This window comes from Leptospira venezuelensis, assembly GCF_002150035.1.
Taxonomy (GTDB): domain Bacteria; phylum Spirochaetota; class Leptospiria; order Leptospirales; family Leptospiraceae; genus Leptospira_B; species Leptospira_B venezuelensis.
Genome location: NZ_NETS01000006.1, coordinates 273,623 through 297,757, shown reverse-complemented (window position 1 = coordinate 297,757; position 24,135 = coordinate 273,623). Strand labels below are relative to the sequence as shown.

Below are 24,135 nucleotides of genomic sequence, written 5' to 3'. Positions count from 1 at the left end.
AGAGGTAGTTCTTCAATACATTCGATTAGATGGGGAAGCAAATTCAAAAAATCAGCATGGATTAAGTTGTTTAATAGGAGATTGTTAAGTACAATTTCCCCCGTCCGGAATTAGAACATTGCAAACAAGAAAGAATGAAAAATTGTTTCTATTTTTTATGGTTAGGCATTAAATCAAAGACCGAATGAAATAGAACCTGGAAGAAATATGATACAACAAAAAATCACTCCTTGTTTGTGGGTAGAAAAAGACGCAAAAGCTGTGGCTGAATACTATCTGTCGATATTTAAAGATGGTAAACTGAAAGACTATCGCTTATTTACCGAAATACCTAAAGACGGCAACCCCGACTCAGATGATTTATCTGGAGAATTCGACACGGCTGTAATGGAATTAGCAGGTGTTGAGTTTAGTATATTAGCCGCTGGGCCATTATTTAAATTTAATGAAGCAATATCTCTTGTTATTAATTGCAAAGACCAAGCAGAAGTCGACTACTATTGGGATGCCTTAACAGCTAACGGCGGTGAGGAGGGACCTTGTGGTTGGTGTAAAGACAAGTATGGGTTATCTTGGCAAGTGGTTCCGACTGAGTATTTTGACCTTATTCATAATAGCGACCCTGCAATAAGCAGAAAAGCAATAATGAACACTTTCAAGCAGAAGAAGCTAATACTCTCAGAGTTAAAGTAAAAATACTCAGCAATGTTCCTGCCAAATTCCTGTTAGTTATTGGAATTTTCTATGATTGAAATAGAAGCAACAATATCTATCTTATGAAATTCAATTGCACGTCGCTCATTGTTGGTATTTCCGCAAAGCGGCGAACAACTGCAGTTTGATCACCGTATTGCCCTTGCAAGTTTGTGATTGCTTGTCCGATGATTTGTAAAGACTGTAAGAGAACAATCAGTAATCCAAAAACGAAAATAAAAGGAATCGTATGAGAAAATTAATTGCGGCAATCAATATGACGATTGATGGGTTTTGTGACCATACCTCAGGTATTGCTGATGAAGAAATACATAAACATTACGCGGATTTATTAAGAAGTGCTGATGTCGCTTTATATGGTAGGATTACCTACCAGCTTATGGAATTTTGGCGAACTGTGCTGGAAAATCCAACTGGAGATAAAGCAATGGATGACTTTGCAGCCGCAATTGACAATACTCTGAAGATTGTTTTTTCTCGTACACTAAAGAATGTAGATTGGAAAAGTGCAAAATTAGCAAGCCAAGACCTAGAAAAAGAAGTTTTGGGTCTTAAACAACATTCGGGTAAAGATGCTTTTGTATGCAGCCCTAGCTTGATTGTGGCTTTGACGAAACTTAATTTAATAGACGAATATCAACTTTGTGTTCACCCTGTTATCGCGGGAAGTGGTTTGCCATTATTTAAAAACATTAGCGAAAAAATTACGCTGAAACTCATAAGGACCAAAATGTTTAGCTGCGGTGCAGTCATTCTTTATTATGAGCCGACTAGCGAAACAACAACGCTCCACTAACTGGCGATTGACAGAACTTTCTGCTCAAAAATATATCAATAGGAAAAATTAATGTTTAAAAATTTAAGTGATTTCGCTTATCAACGTAACTGGAAAGAAGCCCTATTATTTTATGTTGTATGGTTATTAGTAATCGTAATAACTTCTGGATTAGTCTCCGGATTAACTATCGGGATCCTCGGTTTTCTGGGCTTTATATTCCAACCCGAAGAGAGTTTTCAGTTAGGTGCCAAGATTGGAAATTTTATTGCTGTGATAGGCTGTTTATTGCTATCATTTACAATTCTTAAAAAGAAAAGTCTGCATACTCATATAGGTTATATATTAATTGGACTTATCTCTGGCCTATTGGCTGTATTTATTGGGGGCTTTGGCGGATTAATTCCATGTACGTATCTAAGTATGCTGCCACTTAAAAGCAATAATGACTAAATCCTAAATTAAGTTTTAAAATAGTAAATAAAGCCTTCGGCAACAGATTTTTTTGCAAGATCAATGCTAACGATCGGCACCGTTGCCTTGTCAATTTCAAGAAATGGATCTAATCAAAAAATTAATATAATCTTAGATTAGATCCATTTGAATTAAACCTTTCCTAACTACCACTGCTGATTCGTGCTGTCCCAATTTCGCGGTGCCAACCACAATGCCTCCGCGATTGCGGCCAATTTTTTAGAATCAGATTTGAATATAGCTGTCATAACCTTGAAGGCTCTTGACATCTTTTGTAAACGCCAGCTGATTACTATATAGTCTTCTCCAATTTTTGGATGCTCTAAAATCTGGCCGCGTATTTTGCTTAGTACAATTAATTGAGGCTCACCTAATACAGCTGCAAAACCACCTGGACAATCCAAAGCCCCCCAAACCGCTGCATCTCTAACAATTCCATTCTCCGACTCGACTGTATCATCTGGCATCCAATATCCTACCATAAGATTCTCAAACCCGATTTGCTCAGGAGCAGGTCCGACAAAGATTCGCATTCCATCCTTTACCTCTCGCTTAGGACCGCACACAAAGCAGGTTGGGAATGGATGAGTCGTAAATCCCGGATAAAAGGCTGAGATTCTTTTTGCTTCCTCCAGATCGGGAACTACTGGCAATTTATATTTCGGAAAATCTTCTACTGAGATTGATTGAAGAGTCGCGAGTATTTTTTTTGAGTCATCGTAGATCGCAGCTCGTTGTCCATTTTCGGATTCGAGAATAATAGATTTTTCGACGGGAGTTGGGTTTAGTAAACGAATTTCTGCCCTGTTTGTTTTTGCAGCTTCAACCAAAATGCCTGCAGTAAAACCGCCGTTACCCGTCTTTGGTGGGCCACAAAATCTTTGGGACATTATAATATTATCAACTTTCATATTTTTCCTACGATTTAATTTTTTGTAATCTTTTGTTTAAGCATAAAGAAAGGTATAAGCATTGGGACTGCTTGCTTATACTGCAGATACTTATCACTAAAATTGCGGATCAGATCTCGTTCTTCAAAGAATGTTCCTATAATAATATAAATTGTCATCCCAAGGGAGAGAATTAAATGACCTAAATTCATAGATGGAGTGCTCCATAGTACTAAGATCATTCCGAGCATCATCGGATGTCGGACTAGTTTATAGAGCGATGGTATATAAAATTCTGAAGCGCGTGATTGGGTTCTCGCAAAAAAATTCCAGGCCTGTCGTAATCCAAAAAGTTCAAAATGATCTATTAAAAAAGTGGAGACGACAGCCAAGAGAGATCCTATTATGAAAATAGAATGGACTGCGTACTTCCAGAAACTATTTTGAATATTCCAAATTTCAGAATAGATCGGCTGCCATAGGCATGAAAGCGCGATCAAAGTAATACTTGCTATAAAAACGTAAAAACTTCTCTCAATTGGTAACGGTATTATTCGCTGGCAATATTTTTTGAAACCCGCCCTGGCCATTACGCTATGAGGAACCCCGAATATCGCTATTAAACCAATGTTTAAACAAATCGACTCTGAAGATCCTATTTGAAATTCAAATGCGAAAGGTCCCATTAATTGAGTAGCATCCAGTAATCGTAATACAAAAACTACTATGCTAAAAAGATAGATTACATATGAAATCAGCGCGAATATTAAATAAGTAATTCGCCTGAATGTATTTTCTTTAGACAAGTTCACCCCCAAAATGCTTGGCATTCAAAGCTTTTTAAAAATTCTTAGTTAAGGTAGAAGAGTTGGAATCGCTGTTGTAAATAATAAATTGTAGAAATTCTTTTGTGTATTGATAATATTGCTTGGGATTCAAAGTAATATTTAGTATCTATGGGAAGTATATTATGAAGGCAGGGGAGAACGGGGGTAGTATGAAACAAGATAGACTGTTAGTTCTAGTTACTGCATTACGAGACCAAATTTTAGATGAAGTGAAAAAAGATTATTTGCGTTTTGGGTTAACGAGTATAACTCCTGCGATGGGTGCTGTTCTTTGTACCCTTAAAAATGATCGCCCACAATCTATGAAAGAAATAGCAAAACAGATTTTTAGAGATCAATCGAGTGTTACTCCGCTGGTACAAAAATTAGTCGATTTAAATCTCGCGATTCAGGAACGCTCATCCCTTGATGCGAGAGAATCTCAGGTGCGATTAACGATGTCCGGAAAAAATACACGTTTAAAAATAATTCGCGCCGGAAGAAAGATGAATGCTCGCCTATATCGAGGTATGTCAGCAGCTGACAGAAAAAATTTGATTTCGTTATTAGCTCAACTAAAGAAGTAAGAAATCAAATTTCAAAACTTCCTGTCTTAACGTCTCCTGCACGTTTATAATTTGCGATAATGACCCCTTTTGAAGAAACTTGGCTCTCGGTTACCTCAAACATAGCAGGTATTGTGCCTGCTACAAACAATCGTTTCCCTTCGCCTAATGTTAACGGATAAATTTTTAGCCAAAACTCATCTATCAAATCATTCTTCATAAGAGTTTGGACTAAATTTGCGCTTCCGTAAACATGCAAATCGGGCCCTTCTTCTTTTTTGAGCATATTAATTTTTTGTACAATATCTCCGTTTATGAATATGGAAGGCTGCCATTCGCTAGATGTCCTCGTATTTGAGGCACCATACTTAGTTGCTGACATGACAGGAGGCCAAAAGTCAGAATGTTTCGGCCAATAGGGTTCCCAAATATCAAAGGTCTTACGACCTAACAGTAGATCAAATGGAAGGTTCATCTGTTTTTGCATTACCGTTCCAGTAAGGTCATCAAACATTGGAGCTTGCCATCCCCCGTATTTAAAGCCGCCACTAGTATCTTCTTCTGGGCCACCAGGTCCTTGTATTACTCCATCCAGAGTGAGAAATTCGAGTACGATAATTCTTCTCATGGGATAAATCCTTATAAGATATATTTCGACACAATTATTGGAGCAAAAATTTCATACACGTCAATAGCATTTAATTTGCCATTTCAGACCATCGTGTATAGCATCGGAAAAACTCAATAGTTTTGGAGGACATCTATGAAACGAGTTACAGGTATCGGTGGGATATTCTTCAGTGCTAAGGATCCTGCTAAATTAGGTTCCTGGTATAAAACTCATCTTGGAATAGATGTCCAGTCCTGGGGTGGCGCAGCCTTTCGTTGGGTTGATGCAGCTGGCAATCCTGCAAATGGTACAACTGCTTGGTCAATCGGAGACGGATCTTATTTTGCTCCGAGCAATTCTACTTTCATGGTTAATTACCGAGTGGATGATCTTCACGGGCTATTAAAAGCACTTCGAGAAGAAGGGTGTCATGTTTTAGAGAAAGTAGAAGAGTCAGAGTATGGGATATTTGGCTGGGTCATGGATCCGGAAGGAAACAAAGTTGAACTCTGGCAGCCACCAGCGGGCCAATAGCTAAATCGCATAGGGGGCAGCAAGCATTCAATCTAATACGTGCTGCCTTGAGAAATGAGAATATTCTTATCTTTCGATAACGAATCTGTAATTAATTGGCCTCCGTATACTTCTTGAAATTATCAAGTATCGCCTGCCAACCGCCTCTTTGCATTTCAATTGGGTTTTCAGATTCAGGATCAAAACTTACTGTTACAATAGTTTTGTTATCTTTATTCTCAAAGTTAACTGCGGCCTTTCTACCATCTCCCATTGTATACGCAAAATTTTTCTGATCAACAACTGTATCATAAATTGCTTCAAACTCGAATCCGAAACTTCCATCCTTGGCTTCCATTCTAGCGCTGTACTTACCACCAGGTCTCATATCATTCTTTGCCCAAGGACATTGCCAATCGTCGGTGGCAAAATTCCATTTGATAATATGTTGTGGATTGGTGTAGTAGTCCCAGGCTTTCTTGATATCTGCAGCAACAGTAGATTGAATCGTAATTTGTTTTGAGTCCATTTTAGGGAATCTAACAGACTATTCTATGTAGGAAAGCATTTTCGAAATCATTTAATGTCGTTTTAAAGAAAAATTGAATAAGAATCCAAAATTCACCAAATATGTAAAAACTATCTCATGATATCCTTAGACAAAGTACGAAAACTTGCATTAGCTCTTCCTGAAGCAAAAGAGGAACCTCATTTTGAAAAAATTTCATTCAGAGTGAGTAAGAAAATTTTTGCCACTGTGGACCAGGATAATAAAAAGATTGTTCTTAAATTCGATTTGAATGACCAGGACTTCTTTTCGGCAGCATCTAAGGGTTCTGTTTATCCTATAGAAAATAAATGGGGACAACAGGGGTGGACCTGCGTGGAAATGAAATCAACCGATTTAGCTTTATTCAAAGATATGTTAGTCGTTTCTTATTGTGGCGTTGCTCCAAAAAGACTTGTAGAAGCGGTCCGACAAAATCAAAAATCTCAAAGAAAATAATAAATTCAATCTATAAGAATTAAATGAACATTGAAACTATCTCTCAAAAAAATCTAGAGGAAGTTCTCCCTTTGATCCGGAAATATCAAGAGTTCTATAAGATAGAATCTATCAATGATGAGAAGAATCGAAAATTTTTTTCTCAATTTGGAGAGGATAATGACTTAGGATGTTTATTCGGATATAGAAAAAATAACCAAATAGTAGGTTTTGCTACAGTCTATTTTTCTTTTGCGTCTAGTATAATTAGTAAAGTTGCAATCATGAATGATCTTTTTACTTTAAATGAATTTAGAAAGCAGGGAATTGGAGAATCACTTATTGATCATTGTGCGAAATATGCGAAATCTCGGGGAGCTGCAAGACTTCAATGGGTAACTGCTCCGGATAATCTAAATGCCCAAGCCTTATATAATAGAGTAGGGGCGAAACAAAGTAGCTGGGAATTTTTTACTTATAGTATAATTGCATGAATAAAGAAGTTCAAAAATACAATAATTCACAAACAAAAATTGAAAAAGAAATCTGTAATATTCTTTCCCAAGAAATTGATCTTCATCTTCCTAAAGCGGAAAATAAAATTTGGCACGCTCACCCGGTTTGGTTCTTAGATGGGAATCCAATTGTAGGATATAGTAAACTTAAAAATTGTATCCGATTACTCTTTTGGAGTGGACAATCCTTTGATGAAGAAGGTTTAGAACCGGAAGGAACCTTTAAAGCGGCCGAAATCCGTTATACAAGCCCTGATCAAATAAGCAAAAAAGACTTAAAACGTTGGATGAATAAATCTAAGAAAATTCAGTGGGATTACAAAAATATTGTCAAACGAAAGGGAGTCTTAGAAAGATTAAAGTAATTTTGCACTTGCATAGTATTGATGATTAAGAAAAACTAAATTTCGTTAAACGGACCTTCTACTAATCAAATTTTTCAGGTTCATATATGGATACGGCAAAAAATACATTTCAGTCAATTGACGAATACATCAAAACTTTTCCGAAGGAGGTTCAATCCATTCTTCAAGAACTCAGAAAAGTGATCCAAGAAGAAACTCCTGAAGCAACCGAGAAGATCAGCTATCAAATGCCTACTTTCTATTTGAATGGGAATCTGGTACATTTTGCAGCATATAAAAACCATATCGGTCTTTATCCCGGAGCGAGTGGCATCGCCAAATTTAAAAAAGAAATTGATAAATACAAAAATGCAAAAGGTTCCGTTCAATTTCCAATCGATCAACCTTTACCTTTCGATTTGGTCCGTAAGATCGTAAAATTCAGAGTGGGGGAAAATAAGAAGAAGACCCCTAAAAAAATAAAAAAGAAATAATTTCCCAGAACCTTCGGTATCAAGTGGTCGTCTTTGCGACATACGTTTGATTGTTACAAGATTGCATTAAAAATTCCTGTAATAGTTCTTGAACTTTTCCACTGAGGGTCTCAAAATTGCACTCTCATTTGGAGGAAATATAGAATGGGATCTGAAAATGTTTCGAAAGGCCAACTTTGGACCGGTCGAGTACTCAGTGGATTAGTTACACTTTTTCTGCTTTTCGATGGAGTACTAAAATTTTTCTTAGATAAGATGCCCCCTGAAGCTCAGGCAGAAGGAGCAAAACTTGGCTATCCACCTGAAGTAATGCCTTACTTGGGAACAGTCTTAATCGTCAGTACTTTGTTATATGCTTTCCCTAGAACTGCAGTGTTGGGAGCAACCTTGCTCACGGGCTATTTAGGTGGAGCTGTTGCTACTCATGTTCGTGTATTAAACCCTCTTGGTTCTCATATTTTATTCCCTACCTATCTAGGAATCATCTTATGGGCAGGACTCTATCTCAGATTTCCTAAACTTAGAGAAGTTACTCCTTGGCAGAAATAAAATAGTAAGTCATAATGTAGATAATCATTCTTTGGAAAGTTTACATTGTGACTGTTCTTTCGATTTTGAAGTATAAATCCTTAATATTCTATTTCTTATTCCTTTGCATGGGCTGCGGCACCACAATACAAGTTGTTCAGGACCCTTTTAGAGATATCATTGTAGTCAAAATGGACATGGACCATGACGCAAAGGTAGATAACCCGAACAAAAGTGTTTATTCTTATGGAGGTCAATACGCAAAAGAAATTAAGAATGGAGTGATTTCCCAGATCACTTTGATTATCAGACTACAAGGTACTGAAACTCTTGCGGCTCTTGGGCCAGAGGCGTATATAAAAATCGATCGTAAATCTACAAAATTGCTTCTTGCTGATTCGAATTATTCTGCCAATCAAGTAACTGTTCGTACTCAGGTCACTGGGAATACTATGGGACCTGGGATCGGTTTTGGATATGGGTATGGCGGAGTTCCTATGACTAGCACCAGGACTTCTACCTTAACTTCTAATATTCTTTCTGGTAAATTGACTTTTACAAAAGAAATGGAGAATGATATTCTTTCCGCAAAATCTATTCAATATAGATTGTATAGCGCGAATGATGCAATTGATCTATTTGTTTCCGACTCTCAGTTGGAGATTATCCAGAAGTTTATAAAGAATAGAGGAGAAGTCCAAAAATAGTTTTTATTTTTGAGAGAATGCGGAGAAAAAATACGCCGCAGGTTTTTCATACAATTGATACAATTTTAAGAATATTTCTACTTCTAAAGATATTCTTCCTGATTCTAATTTCGAAATGAGACTTTGACTGACCCCGATCTGTTGGGCGACTTCTGCTTGAGTGAACCCTGCTTCGATCCTTGCTTGTTTCAGTGACTTTAAGAATTTTTTCTTTTGTCGGTCCGTTAGTTTCAAGGATCTGCCTGGTTTACCAACTTAGTAATAAATCTAGTAATTTTGCGATTCTAATTTTAACCTTTCCGCGGAATCTTCATTTTCGCTTATTCTCTTCCCATTTATTCTTAAACTTCACTAAAATTTCTTGCCTCAATCTTCCTTTCTTTTTTAACTCCATTACATATAAAACTTTTGGTCCTGAACTATGACCCAAGAATTTGAACTTAGGCTTTTGCCTGAGATCGCCGAACAATCGGATCGGCTCACAGAATATATTTCCAAATCCAAGAAGATCTCTCTATCGGATATTAAACATATCGAGGTCTTAAATCATTCAATTGACGCCAGACAAAAAACTGTTTTTGTCAATCTCAAAATCAGAGTTTATATCAACGAAGAATTTGTGGCAGAAGAGATTCATCTCCCTGATTATCCCGATGTAAAAAATTCTAAAGAAGTGATTGTGATTGGAGCTGGACCTGCCGGTTTATTTTCCGCATTAGAACTCATTCAATCGGGCTTAAAGCCTATTGTTTTAGAAAGAGGAAAGGACGTTAAATCAAGACCTAAAGATCTTCAGAATATCAATGCCCATCATATTGTAGATGAAGATTCCAATTATTGTTTCGGAGAAGGTGGGGCGGGCACTTATTCTGATGGTAAACTTTATACAAGGTCCAAAAAAAGAGGGAATGTCCGTCGTGTTCTGGAATTACTTGTTGGTTTTGGAGCAAATCCTAATATTCTAATAGAGGCTCACCCTCATATAGGCACCAACAAACTTCCTAGTATTGTTCGCAGAATGAGAGAAACAATCCAAGAAAGAGGCGGAGAAGTCCATTTTAGCCAAAGAGTAACCGATCTGATCTTAGAAGGTAATTCTATCAAAGGTGTCGTTACAAAGAATGGAGATCGTTTTCTTTCCGACAAAGTGATTTTGGCCACTGGACATTCCGCCAGAGATATATTCGAATTATTACATCATAAAGGAATCGAGATCCATTTAAAACCACTTGCTGTAGGTGTCAGAGTAGAGCATAAACAATCCTTAATAGACTCTATCCAGTATAGTTGTGCGGATAGAGGACCTTTTCTTCCTCCTTCTCCATATAGTATCGTAAAACAGATCGATGGAAGGGGAGTGTATTCTTTTTGTATGTGCCCAGGAGGAGTGATCGCGGCTTGCGCCACTAAACCAGGAGAAGTTGTAACAAATGGTTGGTCTTCTTCTAAGAGAGCTAGGCCTACAGCAAACTCAGGAATAGTGGTGGAACTTAGACAAGAAGACTTTTCTCCTTTCAAAAAGTTCGGACCATTGGCAGCGATGGAGTTCCAAAAAGAGATCGAACAAAAGGCTTGGATTGCTGGAGGAAAAACCCAAACTGCTCCAGCGACTAGACTTGAAGATTTTGTCGAAGGTAAAATTTCTACCGATCTTCCCAAAACTTCTTATCCTCCAGGAATTATATCCGCGGATCTTTCTTCTGTTCTTCCTAAATTCGTAATGAACGCTTTGCAAAACGGATTTAAAGAATTTAATAAATCTATGAAGGGATATCTTACCAACGAAGCAGTGGTTCATGCTCCTGAAACTAGGACCTCTTCTCCTGTTAGTATTCCTAGGAATCCCGAAACTTTGGAACATATTCGTATCAAAGGATTGTATCCTTGCGGAGAAGGAGCCGGATATGCAGGTGGGATCGTATCCGCCGCCATGGACGGGATCAGATGCGCTCAGGCTTGCGCAGTTAGTATCTAAAATATTGTAGAAGCTCCTATATTGGAGGACTAAGAAGGACTCATGGCTCAAAAAAAGAATCAACTCCAAAAATTCACTAATTCAGATGTTGCAGAAACTTTCTCGGAGTATTCCCCTTCAGTTCGAGAGAAATTATTTCACTTAAGAGATTTGATCTTCAAAACTGCGAAAGAGACACAAGGGGTAGGCAAGCTAGAGGAAGTATTAAAATGGGGACAACCTAGTTATCTTACTCCTGAATCAAAAAGTGGAACTACGATCCGTATAGACGCTCTAAAAGGTGACTCGAAAGAGTATGCAATGTTCTTTCACTGCCAAACGGATCTGATCTCCAGATTCAGAAAATTATATCCTAAAACATTTAAATTCGAAGGAAATAGAAGTATTATATTTTCAGAAAGTTCCAAACTCCCGATAAAAGAACTAAAACAATGTATATCTTTGGCCCTGACTTACCATTCCGATAAGAAGAAAAAATCAAAATAATTAATACACCAATCATACATCGAGTAGATTATTTAAGAAAAAAATTATACTTTGTTTTAATCTACGCTTCAAAACCAGGATTTAAATACATCCGGAATATTACTAACTGTCCTAGTAGCATAATCCATAAACACGAGACCTGTTTTTGCGTTACATACGATCTTGCCGTTAATAGGCCCATCTGTGTGGGTCATTCTATAATACAGATCACAACCTTTAGCGCTGAAATCTCCTGCTCCGATCTCTACTCGGACCTGATCTCCGAAAAACGCCTCTGCCTTATATTCTACAACCAGATCCGTAAGAATAATCCCATATCCATTTACATCTAGTTCAGAGAATCCTTTTTCTTTGAATAATCTCGCTCTGGATTCATGTAAAAGAGAAACTACTTTATCATGAGCTAAATGCGCTGCGAAATTTGTATCATAAATCCTGATATTTAAGCTAGTGGACCAAGCCAATTTTTCAGGTAGGTCCAGTTGAACTCGTGCCATTATTTATCCTTTTTGAATATATTTCAGTCTTTATAGCCCTTTTCTTTTCGGGCCTCTTCTAATTTTCGAATTATATCTTCTGCATCCTGTATTTTCTCCCGTTCCTCTTCCGGTGTCATTGTTTCCGGTTGAGAAGGAATAGTAAGATTATCCATCTGTGTCCCATCTTTTAAAAAAAAGATGCCATAAGAGAAAAGACCTATAAGCAGTCCGGAAACAATACTGACCCGTTGTCCTGCTTCTACCCCGTAAAAGAGGACCAAAATCACTAAGAAAGAAAAGTATATAAAGAATATCAAATATACAATAGATCCAAAAATTCCGGTAAATTCAAAGAAGATCAGAAGTCCCAAGATCAAAAATGAATTAGAAAGTTTAGAACTTAATTCTAAACCTTTATCTATCTCAAATCGGTAGGAAAAAATTTTAGAGATCCCAAAAAGTATCCCTGTGCCTATACAAAGAAAGACTGCAGTAAATAGTAGTGCATACAAAGTCCCCAAAAATAAGTCGGGTAGAATGACCCGGGTCAGCATATTCGAAATAGACCCGCCTAAAAACACATATTGCAATCCTAAAGCTTTAAAAGAAAGATGAGCGAAAAAATATCCGATTAAGATCGGGATAGAGGTTCTAACAAATAAGATTGAATATCCAGGGAAGGGGCTTTTTTTTTGAAGTTCTTCCTTAGGAGAACGAAGAAAATTCCAGAAATTTTGAAAAAAAGATAAGATCAGTTTCATTCGGGTCCCGCAAATTTTTACAGAGACCCGACCTAATGCAAGCGATTTAAAAACTATCCGAGTGCAGTGATATTGCTCGTATAATCCATCATAGTCGTGAATTTTACAGGAGCTCTTTCGTATTCCAAAACTTCTGTCAGGGTCCTGAATCTATTTTGACCCGCTCCGATCTCTATATCGTTCCCTGTGAATTGAAGAGGATGTTCATATCCGCATGCATGAGCCACAGATAATAATTCTTTTCTAAACCCTTTGATATAGTTCGCAGCACGTTTCGCTTTTAAATCCACATCTAAACCTGCTTGTAACCATTTACTTTGCGTAGCCACTCCGGCAGGACAATGGCCAGTATGACATTTCTGAGCTTGGATACAACCTATAGACATCATAGCTTCTCTTGCCACATGGATTAGATCACAACCCATTGCGAATGCGACTATGGCTCTGTCGGGAAAACCTAATTTTCCGCTTCCTATCCAAACCACTCTTTCCGCAATCTCGTACTTTTGAAAAATCTTATATACTCTAGCAAATCCCACCTTAAAAGGAAGGGAGACATGATCGGTAAACGTTAATGGAGCCGCTCCTGTGCCTCCTTCTCCTCCGTCTATTGTGATGAAATCAGGACCATGTCCTGTTTCCTTCATCCGACTTGCAAGTTCCTCCCAAAACTTAGATTCCCCAACCGCACTTTTGATCCCTATCGGAAGCCCCGAAGCGGATGCTAATTTTTCTATAAAGTCTATAAGACTTTTCACGTCGTCGAATTCGGAATGTGCGTTAGGCGATATACAATCCTGTCCAGGTTTAATCCCTCTGATCTCTGCAATTTCTTTGGTGACTTTTGCTCCAGGTAAGATCCCTCCTTTTCCAGGTTTTGCACCTTGAGAAAGTTTGATCTCTATTGCTCTAACATTTGGATTAGCATCTAAACGTTTTAGGAAATGATCTATTGAAAATTTACCTTTTTCATCCCTCGCACCAAAATATCCGGTTCCTAATTGCCAAACAACATCAGCACCGAAATTATGATATGGGGAAAGTCCACCTTCTCCGGTATTATGATAACAACGTGCTATCTTTGCTCCTATATCTAAGGAGGATACCGCTCTTTCTCCCAAGGATCCATAAGACATTGCGGAGATATTTACTACCGATGCGGGTCTATATAATTTTTTTCTATTCCTGAATTCCCCCATAACTTTGAGAGAAGGGATCATAGAGCTATCACCTTCAATAAACTTTGCTTTGCTGTCTGAGAAGGGGAAGGCAGAATGTTTGATGATAGGGTAGCCTGCATCGTATAATAATTCCGTAGTTCCAAAGCCGAAATTATTATTTTGCATCTTAGATGTGGCATAAACCCAAGATCTTTCTGCCCTGTTAAAAGGCATTTCTTCCTTATCGTTTGCCACCCAGTATTGTCTAAGTTCAGGTCCTATTTTTTCGAATAGATATCTAATATGGCCAACGATCGGAAAGTTGTGTTTGATCGTATGCTTTTTCTGGAATATATCGTGGATAAAAACGCAAAGTAAAAAAAGAAAAACGACTCCAGACCAGAAAAGCCAAGCGTGTTCATCTATCAAGTTTAGATATTCTATCAGTAGTTCTTCGGACATGCGCCGAAGTATAGCTCACAGGCAAGAAATTGCAAATTAGTTTTTAAGAATTTGGATTCTAAGCTCTGAGGGAGGGGAGAATTTGAGAAAACATTCAGACATTTAAGACGAATTCTTTTTTGAATTCTTTTCTGGCAGTCATCCGAATTCCGGAAAATTTTTTGCCATCCTGGATTACAAAACTATTACTCTTTACCCAATCCCCTGTATTTATTATATTCATTTTAGGGATACATAAAAAGTCATGTGTATGACCCGAGATCAAAACCTTCTTATCTTGATGAGTAAGTTTGGAAAGTTTTTGATAATAATGTAATGTCTCTTCTACGGTACTTGGGTCTTGTCTATTTAGATGTTTATGGTAGAAGTTCTCGGAAAATTTAAATAATGCAGGGAGAGCGGATGCAAACACATGAAGAATTCGTAAGACAAGAATGGAGCCCATCCAGGTAAATTTATTGTATTGTCCCTGGTGTCCATGAATGGCGATCAAAGTTTCATTCTCCGCCTTCTCGCAGATAATCCAACCTCTTTCGATCAAATAATGTTCTACCTTTGGAGTCAGCCTCATCAGGTAAGAGGTAGTATCGTGGTTCCCAACGATATAATATTTTTTCCCATCTCCCGAAGCGAGTCTGTCCAAACGTTCAAAAAGTTTATTAAATCTTTTTTTGCCTTTGACTCTTTGTAACCTTCTATCCGCGCTAAAAAACCAGTTCTCAATAATATCCCCGACAAGGTACAGATTATTAAATCTAACCTCTTTTTTGTTCAGGTGGTCCAGTAGTTGGAATAACTCTTTGTGTTTATGTGATTTTATCTTCTTGTTCAGAAGATAATGGATGTCCGAAATGAAAAACGCGTCGTAAAGTCTTCCTCTTCGAAATTTCATCTATTAGAATAATACCTTACTTCCATAAGACGAAATCCTGTAAGATTGTCAACGGATTCGAGGCTCAGATCGACTCCGAAGAAACTTTCCGAGATAAAAAAACGATTACATTTTCCCGAGAGTTTCTACCTCATTTTTTTATAAGAATACTTGTATCTGTGCTCGGATCCTATGAGAACCCATACTATCCAAATATCCTCCTTCTAAATAAGCATAGTCCGCCTGTATTTTCAAATTGTGATCCTTGAGATAATAAGAAACTGCAAGGCCTCTTTCTCTAGAATACGTAAGTTTTGGATCCGTTTTTCCCCAAGGTCTGTATTCAGAATATCTAAGAGCTACTCCTAGATTATTCTTAAAAAGATAACCTAGTTGGAAAAATCCTCCTTTTACTGATCTGGAATATTCGGTTAAAGTTCTGTTCCCAATCTCTTTTTCCATAAAAGGGGAGTTTGCTTTTCTAGTCAGATATTCTCCAGAAGCGGAGAAACCTTTCCATTGGAATAAGAACTCCGCTCCTGTATTCGTATAATCGAATCTTGCAAATTGATAAGTGTTCCCATGAGTAGAAAGATCACGATTTGTATTTTGGTTATTTGCGCCTGCTACTGAAATTGCAAGTTTTGGCTTTGTAGAATGTTCCAGATCTGGTTCTCCATTATCAGAAAAAACTCCCAAAGGATAATAGGTAAGTTTTCCGCTGGTCAGGACTCCGCTCGAGTTGGAACTCCTATTTCTTCCTTCTCCTCCAAAGACGCCTGCGGAGTATCCTAAACAATTCCATCCAAATAGATTTGAAGAAGAGACTAGAATACCAACATCTCTGTCCAAATTCAATTCTTCATTCGAAACAGTCCGATCCACAAATTCTTGTAAACCATCAGAAATAAATCTTTGGCGATTATAGGGCACTTTCATTTGCCCAACTTTTATGTTCGCGTTATTAAATTTTGTGTAAGACAAAGAAGCATCTCTTAAAGGAACAGGTCTGTCTTCTTCCATATCTAAATTAGAAAAAGATAATTGAACGTAATATTGCCAATTTTTGCCTAAAAAATTCCCGGAGAAAACAAGTCTTGCTCTTCTGGCCTGGAATTCTATTCCTTCCGTTTGTTTTTCTCCTTCTTCTTGTCGAATCGTTTCTGTAGCTCTTTCCTGGAAACGAACTCTCATGTTCAGAAAGTTTTGTTTGTCTGAGGTTTCGAAAGAGAGTCCTTTTCCGAATCCCATACTGGTTAAAATCTGTTCTTGAAATTCTTGTTGTGGATTCAGATTTTTTTCGGAGTTTTCTGTTTGGCGTTGCCTTACTTTCTTCTTTTTAACCGACTTGACCGACTCCGCATGGATCGATTGGGAAAATAGAAAGAATAGAAGTGTGAAAATTGAATAGCGGGCTTTCATATTTTTCTTATCTTCAAAATTGGAACCTAGGTTTAGAGTACCGTTCCTTTTTTAAAGATAAGAAACTGAGAGAATTTCTAAAAATTTTGGAACTAGGTAGGAGGTCTATGGTCCCACTCTAGATTTAATATAACAGTGCAGGAGATAAGTACACTCACTGCCATCGCAAACAATAATCCCCCATCATCATCGATCACTATCCCTAAAAATAAAAGGTGGGACAGTACTGCTCCAATCATCAATCCAAAACCTACCAAGGCTCCTACGAATCTGGATGGTGGGAAAATCAAAAGTGCTGCTACAAAAAATTCTACCGAGCCTGTTCCAATCCTTCCCCAAGGTTCTATACCCAAAGTGGAAAAAATATGAACGGATTCATCTTGTCCGGTGAATTTAAAAAATAAGGTCTGCAAAAATACAAGGGCCGAAAAAACGGAAAGTATCGTGGACAATCGATTCTTTACTGTTTGAGTCAAAACCGGCATAAAATCTCCTTTATCTTGGATTCGATCTTTTCTCAGATTCGTTACGCTGAATGGAGTTTTATCTGAATAATTCATTGATTTGATTCTTATATTTATCCGAGACAACGCTCCTCTTCACCTTCATAGTCATGGTTAACTCGTCTCCAGGTTCGAATTTTTTCGGAAGAAGGTAAAAATTAGATACTTTTTCGAAATTTTTAAAACCGTTTTTAGAAGAAACTCTCTCTTTAATTTCTTTTTTGAATAGTTCTCTGACATCTGGATCAGAGTTTGGGTCAGCAATTTCTTGTAATAATCTGGATTTCCAGTCACGCAACTGCTTGTCTAAAACCTCCCAATCTGGCACTAATAAAGCACTTAACGTTTTTTGGTCGTGACCTACTATCATTGCCTGTAGGATCAGTTCACTTTGGGTAAGAGCAAACTCGATAGGTTCCGGTTCTAAATTTTCTCCGCCCAAAAGTACGATTGTATCCTTGGCTCTTCCCGCGTACTTTAATTCTCCTTGAGAGGTCCAAAGGAGAAGGTCCCCAGAATTTAACCATCCGTCTTTCATGGTCTCCGCAGTTTTCTCAGGATCTAAATAATACCCCTGCATGATATGACCGCCTTTATGCCAAGCGATCCCTTTTACCCCAGGTTCGTGGATTTCTTCTCCCTTCTCATCTAAGATCTTGATCTCCACACCAGGAATACATTTTCCTAATGTCCCAACCGTGATCCTATCTAACCTTCTTCTGGTAGAAGCTCCGCTAGTTTCGGTCATTCCATAACCTTCTAAGATAGGAATTCCAATAGAATTAAAAAATCTGTCTATATACTCCGGAAGCGCCCCAGCTCCTGAGATCGCAAATTTTAACTTCCCACCCAGGCTTTTTCGTATTTTAGAAAATACTAATTGAGCAAGAATATTTGGAACGAACCAGAAGAATGTGCCGAACAGTCCGCTCAATCTATGGAAAAACTCGCCAAAGAAAGATCTTGGTTTTAAAGCAAATTCCAAACCTAATAGTCTGCTCTTATATTTATAATAAGAATTTGCGACTGATTGAAAAGTTTTGAAAATAGATTTAGCAACAGGGGAAGCATCCTTCAATTTATCTTGGACTTTATTGTAAAAACTTTCCCAAACTCTAGGAACGGAAAGAAGGAATGTAGGTTTAATATCCTGCAAATCTTGGCCTAAGCTAGAAATGGAAGTAAATGCCTCCGACGCACCAGCTCTAACGCATGCTGTTTCAATCAACCTTTCTGCAATATGCCAAGGAGGGAGATAAGCCATCGTTCTATCTTCCGGAGTAATACGAACGTCGTCCAAGGCCAAAGACATATTCACGTTAAATACTATGTTTCTATGAGTGAGCATTACTCCCTTAGGGCGACCAGTAGTTCCGGAAGTATAAACTATAGTGGCAAGATCGGACTCTTGGATAGATTCGCCCCTAGAATGAAATTCTAATTCTCCTTTTTCTTGGATCCATCTGTCTCCTAATGAGATTAAATCATCTAGATGCAAAAGTTTGAATGGATGTCTTGGCTCGGAATGATGAGAAGATTCGAATAAAATAACTGTTTTTAAGTGCGGAAAAGACGCAGAAGCAGAACTGATTTTGCGTACCACTTCTGAATTTCCTGCAAAACAAACTTCTGCCTTTGAATGGTTTAAGATATAGATTAGGTCTTCAAGAGTCGAGTCGGTTCCTCTAGGTACATCCACACTCCCAATATTCGTAATCCCCATACTCGCCCAAATCCAACGATGCCCGGAATCGGCGATCAAACCTACATTCTCTCCTTTTTTAACTCCAATAGACACAAGACCCAAACCGATCCTGGTAACTACATCACCTAGCTCTTTAAAGTTTAAGGATTTATAAGTTTTACCATCCGGCTTAAAGAATTGAGCAGGATGTTCCTTAAAACTATCTGTAGAAGACTTTAAAGTCCAATATAATGTTTGAGAATTTAGAAAAGGGAGTTTAAGAGGTTCCATGGGGGACCGATTTTAATCCCGACTAGGCCTAGGGTCCAGGAAAAATTAAATTTTCATGATTTTCCCGAATGTCTTTCTCGAACAATTGTTTCAGAAAGGATCAATGACGTATATGATTTCGACCAAATGCTTTGGAATCATATAGGTTTTTATCCGCTAATCCCAATAATTCTTGGTAAGAATGGATATCACGATCCGTATTACTGGAAACACCTATAGAAACGGTTACTCTCGTGAAAGTACTCTCCGAATGAGGTATCCCCATATCTTCGACTGTCTGTAACATGTTCAAGGCTACAACGATCGCACCTTCTACAGGAGTATCAGGAAGAATGACAGAGAATTCTTCTCCTCCGTATCTAGCAATCATATCGGAAGAGCGATTTAGGCATTCTTTTAACGCCTGGGCCACCTGGAAAAGAACTTGGTCCCCTTTTAAATGCCCGTAGGTATCGTTATACGCTTTGAAGAAGTCCACATCTATCATTAAGAGGGAAAGTGGTCGTTCCGTCCGAACAGATCGGTTCCATTCTCTCTCCAATTCCTGATCGAAAAATCTTCGATTGGCTACCCCGGTTAAAGGGTCCATTAAAGAAAGTTCAAATAGTTTATCTGCTTTTTCTTTATACTCTTCTTTTTCTTTCTGGAAAGTATTGATCCTATCTACCAGTCCCAATGAAAGCAGAATAACGTTACTCAAAACTCCGATTTTCAATGTTCCGGAAGCAATTTCTTCAGAATCAAGAAGACCAAGTCTATTCAAAGAAAATATGAATACACCTATCAAACTAAAGATCCATGCACTTAGAAAAATTCTCGCCTTTCTGTCCTTTCTTAAACTTTGAACCAAAGAAATGAACATCAGCACCAAGATTTCCAAAATTGGCAGAATGGCCGTAAAAGGAAGCAGGTATTTTAAAGGTAAAAATAATGGCAATATAGTTAGAATAGACCAAACAATTGTTAGCGCTCGGATAAATATATGCAGGATCGGATAAGTTTCTCTGGTCTGCAGATACTCTTCCGCAAATAGACCCAAAAATATCATTGCGATACAAGTGGACATGATAAAGGAAGAGTTCACAAATTTAGGAGAATTCGGGACTAAAAACCAGAAACCGTACCCTGAACTCATGATCAAAAAGTAAGTCGCCGCAAAAATTAAAATTACGTAATATATATATGTTCTTTCTCTAATACCTAAGAACAGAAAGAAGTTATAGAATACCATCACTCCCAGGGCACCGAAATAGATTCCGTCGATAAGCAATGAGATCTTGGAAGAATGATCTAAATTGGATTTAGTAACCAAGTGAAGTGGGAGAGTGAGAGATCCTTCCGACTTGACCCGGATAAACACTTCTATCTTTCCCTTATCCTCTAGGGTTAAAGGAAATACAAAGTATCTCTCAGCAATAGGTCTTTCCTTAAAGGGAAGCATGTCTCCTGTGTGAAATTCACCTTCTCTCCCTTTAGAATCTTTCCAATATACATCTACATAATCAATATGAGGATATTCTAAGGTAAGAAAACGTTCTTCTGAAAGAGATTCTTCGGCTTCGACCGAGAACTTAAGCCAATAAGGAGAAGAATCGTAGCCGAAGTTTGGCATTCTATCCGTATTCTTTTTGAACTCAACTTCGGAATCTGGAGCAGAGAGATCTTCCCAAGTAAGAGTTCCTTCTGTATCTTTAAAATAGGAGATCTCTTCCCTAAGAGGAATTTTACCGGCAGAATGAGAATCTAAACGAAGTACCGGACCCGGTTCTGGAACAGGATCTGCAAAGTAAGAATAGGGGAGGGCGAGAGAAAGCAACACCGTCCATAAAACAAGAGGAAGGTAATTCCGAGTCTTGGATGTTTCGATTTTTTCGAATGTCTCGGAATCTTTTGGCATACCGAAAATATTCTTACCTACCTAGAGATGTCAAAAAACTTTCGTAGAAACGATACGATTTTGACGGTTCTTCTAGATAAAATATAACTTTAGAACTTCAGGAAACCATAAAATTTATGGGAAATAGACTTTTAGTCCGGATCTTTTTTAAACTCTTTTCTATTTACAAATAAAAATTGAGTTTCACTTCTCTTGCCAGAAGGAGTTTTGCCAATCACCGTCATAGCCGGATAAGTAGTCTTTTTGAATTCAGGAATTCTAATGATATATTCTGTATTCGACTTTCTTTGAACGATACCTTCTTTTCCGCTGATCTTGATCGCCACCGACTTAGGGTCTAGACCTTCTACTATTACAGGGAAAGTATCTCCAGGTTTAACCCAAGAACCGTCCAGGACTCCTAGTTGGATCTTAACGGGTGGAGAAGCGCTCAAAATAGAATTGAATCTAGATTGGGACATTCCCCAAGTCACCAAGGATCTATGGATTGTATAGGCGTAAGTTCCAGGAACATTCTTTCCTGGATTTACAGTGAAAGCCATTCTATAACCTGCTGCCTTAGCTTCTTCTATCACTCGTACGTCGAATAATCCGAATGGATAAGCGAGGTCTTGGATCTTTCTGCCTGTCTTTGCTTCTAAAGTTGCTTTGGAATCTTTAAGCTGGCTTCTGATTTCAGCTCGAGACATTGCAGGCAATTTAGGATGGTATACTGTATGAGAGCCTATATCCAAAACTCCGCTATCCAAAGCCTCTTTCAACTGAGCCCAGCTTAAATAAAATTTATATCTAGGATTAGAGATCACGGTTGGATAAATAAAAACACTAGCTCTCATTCCATATTTTTTCAATAATGGAACAAGCACATCTCTATGAGTTAAAGATCCATCATCAAAAGTTAAAAGAACAGGGCGACTAGGAAAATCAGAACCAGCCTTTCCTTGTTGGTATTGATAGAATTGGTCCAAACTAATGGTTTGGTAGCCTAGAGACTTGAGGTATTTGAATTGTTCTTCTAAAAGGCTTGGATCTAAATTATATCCGCCCATTGGGTCTTGGTTCCCAACAAGGTGATGGTAGCATAAAACTGGGATCCCTTTTCCATGGCCTAATTCAGCATTTGCACCTTGGTTTTTAGTGTCGTATTCAGTCTTAGGAGGAAGTCCTGAAACTCCAGGAAGAGAATTTTCATACTTCTTCGAAGCAGTTTCTTTTTCCTTCTCTTTAATCTCCAACTTTTCCTTTTTAGAAACCTTGGTTTTTCCTTTTTTCCGACGCTCTAGACGTTTAGATTTATGAGAAGAAGGCTGATTAGAAGCTACAGATTCTTCGTTTTCTTTTTTAACCTTTGCTTCTATCTTAGGGGAAGGAGAAGAAGTTTCTTCTGATCTAGGAATTTCTCTTTTTGGAGCTGAAGGTTTAGGACCTTCTTCTTCCTCTTGGTTTGTTTTGGATTTACCGTCAGAACTTAAAAATTCACGTACGGGTCCCGCATAAAGTACGGAAGAAGCGAAGATAGCGATAATGACTAGAATGGAAAAGCGGCTGATTTGTTTATACATGGACGATCATTTCCAAGATTCTCTCTGGCAGATGACGCGCAACTTTTTACTAAAATATGAAGTACTGTAAAAGTTTATAAAATAGAGGAGAAATTTGACTTGAGGTAGGACTTTTAGGAGACTCTCTCCTGAAATTTATTGACAAGGCCCGCCTTTCGGAAAGATCGACGGGCAGGAAGTTTATTTTTTTCCCTTTTCCTTAATCAAACGTTTCAGAACAGACTCTGAATGACCGCTTAGCTTTATAACCGCAGCCTTGTTAGGTTTCTTTTTTTCCAGTTCTAGTAGAATGGTGGAAAAACGGAACTTTCTGCGAATATGATTCACAGCGGGAATAGAAGTTTTGAAAAGTCTAGCCAATTCATGATCCGCATTTCCTTCCTGATTCAGGTCGTAAAACTTGGAAAGTTTGGCATCGTCCCAAACGATCTTCTCATCCGTCTTATAGTAGTTATGGTATTCTAGACGACGACTGTTTCTTTCGTAAGAGCCTTTGTTTCTTTTCTCTCTCCAAAAAGGATGCCTATTCCTTGCATATTTTATGTCATCTATTGTATAACCGGATTTATTTAACCATTCTGTGGTAATACTGGACTTCTTGGGTCCTTCTAGTTTTGATTTGATGGAAAATTCAATGTACTGCTCTGGCGTTTTCGCAGAGAGGAGTTTCTTTTTTTCCTTTTCGTAATCCATATCCTTGCCTTGCGATTTCTATAATGCACCGTCAGGTGTTATTTTATTTTTTAGTCGGTGGATAGTGTTCCTTACCTGGACCAATACCGAAACTCTTTTTCAAATAGCTGGAGGAAAAAACAAAAAGCTTCTTCTTTGGGTCCGGGCTATGCAGAATAGAATCACAACACCTCCTTTAAAGTATACTAAGCAACTTAAAGACTCAAATGCTCTTCCAAACTTTGTCCCTCGAAGGACTACAGGAAGCCGTTAGCATGACCTCGTCCTCATACAGAAATATCACATGATAGAAAGTTTGTGTACGATTCATTATTATTAATCGAAGTCTGAAACATTTACGTTTTTCTGTCTCAGTTCCGACGAATAGTAATGTTTACCTCCTTCTTCTAACTAACATTCATTAGACTTCGGTTTTTCGCTTCCGATGTAATTGTATCTTTTCGAAAAAAAAGAAACCAGCAAAATTGACTTAGGTCCCATACTAAGGTTAGTCGTCATGTTATCCAGAACTTCAAATAAAGGCAGAATTAGAGTAGTTACGGCTTATTTGTGCCTTTTTTTCTTATTCAATTTTTCCGTTAGTTCTCATGAAGAAGGACCGAATCACTCACACGCAGACCAATGTCGCGCTGATAAAGAGAAATACTGTAAGGAAAGTCCCAAAGGAGATGTCCTTTCTTGCTTGAAGAAGAATGAGGAAATCCTTTCTGAAGATTGCAAGGAATTGCTGCATGAGGTCAGAGAAAAAGCAAGGCTTAGAATGGAAGCATGCAAAGAAGACAAGGAAAAGTATTGCTCCAATCGAGGAACAGCTGTTATTCGCTGCCTCCAAGAGAACAAAAGTCTATTGGGAGAAAAATGTAAGTCTGCATTATTCTACAAGTTGTAGGAAGAAGTCATTTTGGTATACTGCACACTCTATTGTATACAATCGAATCTGATCTTCT

29 protein-coding genes are annotated in these 24,135 nt (G+C 38.0%); 14 read left to right on the top strand and 15 right to left on the bottom strand.

Features of this window, described 5'->3' with window-relative positions; genetic code table 11:
- The first annotated feature begins 207 nt into the window (after window positions 1–207).
- The 3 genes from B1C82_RS01790 to B1C82_RS01780 all read left to right on the top strand — a co-directional run bounded on the left by B1C82_RS01790 (window position 208) and on the right by B1C82_RS01780 (window position 1,942).
- Complete coding sequence (locus B1C82_RS01790; protein ID WP_234008474.1) at window positions 208–693, top strand: VOC family protein; 486 nt, start codon at window positions 208–210, stop codon at window positions 691–693.
- A gap of 250 nt (window positions 694–943) precedes the next feature.
- Window positions 944–1,510: a dihydrofolate reductase family protein gene (locus B1C82_RS01785; RefSeq protein WP_086445893.1), complete on the top strand. Its 567-nt coding sequence runs from the start codon at window positions 944–946 to the stop codon at window positions 1,508–1,510.
- Between the two features lie 51 nt (window positions 1,511–1,561).
- Window positions 1,562–1,942, top strand: coding sequence for a hypothetical protein (locus B1C82_RS01780; protein ID WP_199775832.1), 381 nt, complete (start codon window positions 1,562–1,564; stop codon window positions 1,940–1,942).
- A gap of 167 nt (window positions 1,943–2,109) precedes the next feature.
- On the opposite strand, the gene B1C82_RS01775 is transcribed toward B1C82_RS01780, so the two are convergent.
- Together B1C82_RS01775 and B1C82_RS01770 are read right to left on the bottom strand one after the other, a co-directional pair.
- Window positions 2,110–2,874, bottom strand: coding sequence for a hypothetical protein (locus tag B1C82_RS01775; RefSeq protein ID WP_086445892.1), 765 nt, complete (start codon window positions 2,872–2,874; stop codon window positions 2,110–2,112).
- Between the two features lie 14 nt (window positions 2,875–2,888).
- Complete coding sequence (locus B1C82_RS01770) at window positions 2,889–3,665, bottom strand: methyltransferase family protein (RefSeq protein WP_234008486.1); 777 nt, start codon at window positions 3,663–3,665, stop codon at window positions 2,889–2,891.
- Window positions 3,666–3,850: 185 nt separating this feature from the next.
- Between B1C82_RS01770 and B1C82_RS01765 the strand changes: the two genes are divergently transcribed.
- A complete protein-coding gene (locus tag B1C82_RS01765) occupies window positions 3,851–4,267 on the top strand; it encodes a MarR family winged helix-turn-helix transcriptional regulator (RefSeq protein ID WP_086445959.1) in 417 nt (138 codons plus the stop codon).
- Between the two features lie 4 nt (window positions 4,268–4,271).
- Here the strand turns inward: B1C82_RS01765 and B1C82_RS01760 are convergent, their stop codons facing one another.
- On the bottom strand, window positions 4,272–4,874 hold the full coding sequence (locus B1C82_RS01760) for a dihydrofolate reductase family protein (protein WP_086445890.1): 603 nt from the start codon (window positions 4,872–4,874) through the stop codon (window positions 4,272–4,274).
- Between the two features lie 135 nt (window positions 4,875–5,009).
- Between B1C82_RS01760 and B1C82_RS01755 the strand changes: the two genes are divergently transcribed.
- The gene (locus B1C82_RS01755) at window positions 5,010–5,390 is read left to right on the top strand and encodes a VOC family protein (protein ID WP_086445889.1); all 381 of its coding nucleotides are present in this window, start codon (window positions 5,010–5,012) and stop codon (window positions 5,388–5,390) included.
- A 91-nt stretch (window positions 5,391–5,481) separates the two neighbouring features.
- Here B1C82_RS01755 and B1C82_RS01750 read toward each other — a convergent pair whose 3' ends face one another.
- A complete protein-coding gene (locus B1C82_RS01750; protein WP_086445888.1) occupies window positions 5,482–5,898 on the bottom strand; it encodes an SRPBCC family protein in 417 nt (138 codons plus the stop codon).
- Between the two features lie 117 nt (window positions 5,899–6,015).
- On the opposite strand from B1C82_RS01750, the gene B1C82_RS01745 reads away from it, so the two are divergent.
- From B1C82_RS01745 to B1C82_RS01720, 6 genes are all read left to right on the top strand, one after another.
- A complete protein-coding gene (locus B1C82_RS01745; protein WP_086445887.1) occupies window positions 6,016–6,375 on the top strand; it encodes an MmcQ/YjbR family DNA-binding protein in 360 nt (119 codons plus the stop codon).
- A gap of 23 nt (window positions 6,376–6,398) precedes the next feature.
- A complete protein-coding gene (locus B1C82_RS01740) occupies window positions 6,399–6,848 on the top strand; it encodes a GNAT family N-acetyltransferase (protein ID WP_086445886.1) in 450 nt (149 codons plus the stop codon).
- Window positions 6,845–7,234: a DUF1801 domain-containing protein gene (locus B1C82_RS01735; RefSeq protein WP_086445885.1), complete on the top strand. Its 390-nt coding sequence runs from the start codon at window positions 6,845–6,847 to the stop codon at window positions 7,232–7,234. The genes B1C82_RS01740 and B1C82_RS01735 overlap by 4 nt, the downstream gene beginning before the upstream one ends.
- 86 nt (window positions 7,235–7,320) lie before the next feature.
- On the top strand, window positions 7,321–7,707 hold the full coding sequence (locus tag B1C82_RS01730; protein WP_086445884.1) for an iron chaperone: 387 nt from the start codon (window positions 7,321–7,323) through the stop codon (window positions 7,705–7,707).
- A gap of 144 nt (window positions 7,708–7,851) precedes the next feature.
- Window positions 7,852–8,256, top strand: a complete 405-nt coding sequence (locus tag B1C82_RS01725; protein WP_086445883.1) for a DoxX family protein — start codon at window positions 7,852–7,854, stop codon at window positions 8,254–8,256.
- Window positions 8,257–8,303: 47 nt separating this feature from the next.
- Window positions 8,304–8,942 carry a hypothetical protein gene (locus tag B1C82_RS01720; RefSeq protein ID WP_234008475.1) on the top strand — a complete coding sequence of 213 codons (639 nt, stop codon included), beginning with the start codon at window positions 8,304–8,306 and terminating at the stop codon, window positions 8,940–8,942.
- Window positions 8,943–8,945: 3 nt separating this feature from the next.
- Here the strand turns inward: B1C82_RS01720 and B1C82_RS01715 are convergent, their stop codons facing one another.
- Entirely contained in the window at window positions 8,946–9,176 is a 231-nt protein-coding gene (locus B1C82_RS01715) for a helix-turn-helix transcriptional regulator (RefSeq protein ID WP_086445881.1), read from the bottom strand.
- Between the two features lie 187 nt (window positions 9,177–9,363).
- On the opposite strand from B1C82_RS01715, the gene B1C82_RS01710 reads away from it, so the two are divergent.
- Both B1C82_RS01710 and B1C82_RS01705 read left to right on the top strand, forming a co-directional pair.
- Entirely contained in the window at window positions 9,364–10,917 is a 1,554-nt protein-coding gene (locus B1C82_RS01710; RefSeq protein WP_086445880.1) for an NAD(P)/FAD-dependent oxidoreductase, read from the top strand.
- Window positions 10,918–10,959: 42 nt separating this feature from the next.
- Window positions 10,960–11,403 carry a DUF1801 domain-containing protein gene (locus B1C82_RS01705; protein WP_086445879.1) on the top strand — a complete coding sequence of 148 codons (444 nt, stop codon included), beginning with the start codon at window positions 10,960–10,962 and terminating at the stop codon, window positions 11,401–11,403.
- A gap of 68 nt (window positions 11,404–11,471) precedes the next feature.
- Here B1C82_RS01705 and B1C82_RS01700 read toward each other — a convergent pair whose 3' ends face one another.
- The 10 genes from B1C82_RS01700 to B1C82_RS01655 form a co-directional block, all read right to left on the bottom strand.
- Window positions 11,472–11,900 (bottom strand): acyl-CoA thioesterase, encoded by a 429-nt coding sequence (locus tag B1C82_RS01700; RefSeq protein ID WP_086445878.1) that lies wholly within the window; start codon window positions 11,898–11,900, stop codon window positions 11,472–11,474.
- Between the two features lie 23 nt (window positions 11,901–11,923).
- On the bottom strand, window positions 11,924–12,643 hold the full coding sequence (locus tag B1C82_RS01695) for a hypothetical protein (RefSeq protein WP_086445877.1): 720 nt from the start codon (window positions 12,641–12,643) through the stop codon (window positions 11,924–11,926).
- Window positions 12,644–12,696: 53 nt separating this feature from the next.
- The gene (locus B1C82_RS01690) at window positions 12,697–14,265 is read right to left on the bottom strand and encodes an FMN-binding glutamate synthase family protein (protein ID WP_086445876.1); all 1,569 of its coding nucleotides are present in this window, start codon (window positions 14,263–14,265) and stop codon (window positions 12,697–12,699) included.
- A gap of 94 nt (window positions 14,266–14,359) precedes the next feature.
- Window positions 14,360–15,157 (bottom strand): UDP-2,3-diacylglucosamine diphosphatase, encoded by a 798-nt coding sequence (locus B1C82_RS01685; RefSeq protein WP_086445875.1) that lies wholly within the window; start codon window positions 15,155–15,157, stop codon window positions 14,360–14,362.
- A gap of 138 nt (window positions 15,158–15,295) precedes the next feature.
- Window positions 15,296–16,558, bottom strand: a complete 1,263-nt coding sequence (locus B1C82_RS01680) for a porin (RefSeq protein ID WP_086445874.1) — start codon at window positions 16,556–16,558, stop codon at window positions 15,296–15,298.
- Between the two features lie 92 nt (window positions 16,559–16,650).
- Complete coding sequence (locus B1C82_RS01675) at window positions 16,651–17,043, bottom strand: DoxX family protein (RefSeq protein WP_199775837.1); 393 nt, start codon at window positions 17,041–17,043, stop codon at window positions 16,651–16,653.
- Between the two features lie 58 nt (window positions 17,044–17,101).
- Complete coding sequence (locus B1C82_RS01670) at window positions 17,102–19,036, bottom strand: AMP-dependent synthetase/ligase (protein ID WP_086445872.1); 1,935 nt, start codon at window positions 19,034–19,036, stop codon at window positions 17,102–17,104.
- A 100-nt stretch (window positions 19,037–19,136) separates the two neighbouring features.
- Entirely contained in the window at window positions 19,137–20,933 is a 1,797-nt protein-coding gene (locus B1C82_RS01665; RefSeq protein WP_086445871.1) for a diguanylate cyclase, read from the bottom strand.
- Between the two features lie 131 nt (window positions 20,934–21,064).
- Entirely contained in the window at window positions 21,065–22,495 is a 1,431-nt protein-coding gene (locus tag B1C82_RS01660) for a polysaccharide deacetylase family protein (RefSeq protein ID WP_086445870.1), read from the bottom strand.
- Between the two features lie 180 nt (window positions 22,496–22,675).
- Window positions 22,676–23,188 carry an LB099 family protein gene (locus tag B1C82_RS01655; protein WP_086445869.1) on the bottom strand — a complete coding sequence of 171 codons (513 nt, stop codon included), beginning with the start codon at window positions 23,186–23,188 and terminating at the stop codon, window positions 22,676–22,678.
- 682 nt (window positions 23,189–23,870) lie between these two features.
- Here B1C82_RS01655 and B1C82_RS20780 point away from each other — a divergent pair.
- Entirely contained in the window at window positions 23,871–24,077 is a 207-nt protein-coding gene (locus B1C82_RS20780; RefSeq protein WP_234008476.1) for a hypothetical protein, read from the top strand.
- Window positions 24,078–24,135 lie beyond the last annotated feature (58 nt).

What these genes read in the sequence shown, in the direction of transcription:
- B1C82_RS01790 (WP_234008474.1), top strand. Translation starts at nt 208, where the DNA reads ATGATACAACAAAAAATCACTCCTTGTTTGTGGGTAGAAAAAGACGCA.
- B1C82_RS01785 (WP_086445893.1), top strand. Translation starts at nt 944, where the DNA reads ATGAGAAAATTAATTGCGGCAATCAATATGACGATTGATGGGTTTTGT.
- B1C82_RS01780 (WP_199775832.1), top strand. Translation starts at nt 1,562, where the DNA reads ATGTTTAAAAATTTAAGTGATTTCGCTTATCAACGTAACTGGAAAGAA.
- B1C82_RS01775 (WP_086445892.1), bottom strand. Translation starts at nt 2,874, where the DNA reads ATGAAAGTTGATAATATTATAATGTCCCAAAGATTTTGTGGCCCACCA.
- B1C82_RS01765 (WP_086445959.1), top strand. Translation starts at nt 3,851, where the DNA reads ATGAAACAAGATAGACTGTTAGTTCTAGTTACTGCATTACGAGACCAA.
- B1C82_RS01760 (WP_086445890.1), bottom strand. Translation starts at nt 4,874, where the DNA reads ATGAGAAGAATTATCGTACTCGAATTTCTCACTCTGGATGGAGTAATA.
- B1C82_RS01755 (WP_086445889.1), top strand. Translation starts at nt 5,010, where the DNA reads ATGAAACGAGTTACAGGTATCGGTGGGATATTCTTCAGTGCTAAGGAT.
- B1C82_RS01750 (WP_086445888.1), bottom strand. Translation starts at nt 5,898, where the DNA reads ATGGACTCAAAACAAATTACGATTCAATCTACTGTTGCTGCAGATATC.
- B1C82_RS01745 (WP_086445887.1), top strand. Translation starts at nt 6,016, where the DNA reads ATGATATCCTTAGACAAAGTACGAAAACTTGCATTAGCTCTTCCTGAA.
- B1C82_RS01740 (WP_086445886.1), top strand. Translation starts at nt 6,399, where the DNA reads ATGAACATTGAAACTATCTCTCAAAAAAATCTAGAGGAAGTTCTCCCT.
- B1C82_RS01735 (WP_086445885.1), top strand. Translation starts at nt 6,845, where the DNA reads ATGAATAAAGAAGTTCAAAAATACAATAATTCACAAACAAAAATTGAA.
- B1C82_RS01730 (WP_086445884.1), top strand. Translation starts at nt 7,321, where the DNA reads ATGGATACGGCAAAAAATACATTTCAGTCAATTGACGAATACATCAAA.
- B1C82_RS01725 (WP_086445883.1), top strand. Translation starts at nt 7,852, where the DNA reads ATGGGATCTGAAAATGTTTCGAAAGGCCAACTTTGGACCGGTCGAGTA.
- B1C82_RS01710 (WP_086445880.1), top strand. Translation starts at nt 9,364, where the DNA reads ATGACCCAAGAATTTGAACTTAGGCTTTTGCCTGAGATCGCCGAACAA.
- B1C82_RS01705 (WP_086445879.1), top strand. Translation starts at nt 10,960, where the DNA reads ATGGCTCAAAAAAAGAATCAACTCCAAAAATTCACTAATTCAGATGTT.
- B1C82_RS01700 (WP_086445878.1), bottom strand. Translation starts at nt 11,900, where the DNA reads ATGGCACGAGTTCAACTGGACCTACCTGAAAAATTGGCTTGGTCCACT.
- B1C82_RS01695 (WP_086445877.1), bottom strand. Translation starts at nt 12,643, where the DNA reads ATGAAACTGATCTTATCTTTTTTTCAAAATTTCTGGAATTTTCTTCGT.
- B1C82_RS01690 (WP_086445876.1), bottom strand. Translation starts at nt 14,265, where the DNA reads ATGTCCGAAGAACTACTGATAGAATATCTAAACTTGATAGATGAACAC.
- B1C82_RS01685 (WP_086445875.1), bottom strand. Translation starts at nt 15,157, where the DNA reads ATGAAATTTCGAAGAGGAAGACTTTACGACGCGTTTTTCATTTCGGAC.
- B1C82_RS01680 (WP_086445874.1), bottom strand. Translation starts at nt 16,558, where the DNA reads ATGAAAGCCCGCTATTCAATTTTCACACTTCTATTCTTTCTATTTTCC.
- B1C82_RS01675 (WP_199775837.1), bottom strand. Translation starts at nt 17,043, where the DNA reads ATGCCGGTTTTGACTCAAACAGTAAAGAATCGATTGTCCACGATACTT.
- B1C82_RS01670 (WP_086445872.1), bottom strand. Translation starts at nt 19,036, where the DNA reads ATGGAACCTCTTAAACTCCCTTTTCTAAATTCTCAAACATTATATTGG.
- B1C82_RS01665 (WP_086445871.1), bottom strand. Translation starts at nt 20,933, where the DNA reads ATGCCAAAAGATTCCGAGACATTCGAAAAAATCGAAACATCCAAGACT.
- B1C82_RS01660 (WP_086445870.1), bottom strand. Translation starts at nt 22,495, where the DNA reads ATGTATAAACAAATCAGCCGCTTTTCCATTCTAGTCATTATCGCTATC.
- B1C82_RS01655 (WP_086445869.1), bottom strand. Translation starts at nt 23,188, where the DNA reads ATGGATTACGAAAAGGAAAAAAAGAAACTCCTCTCTGCGAAAACGCCA.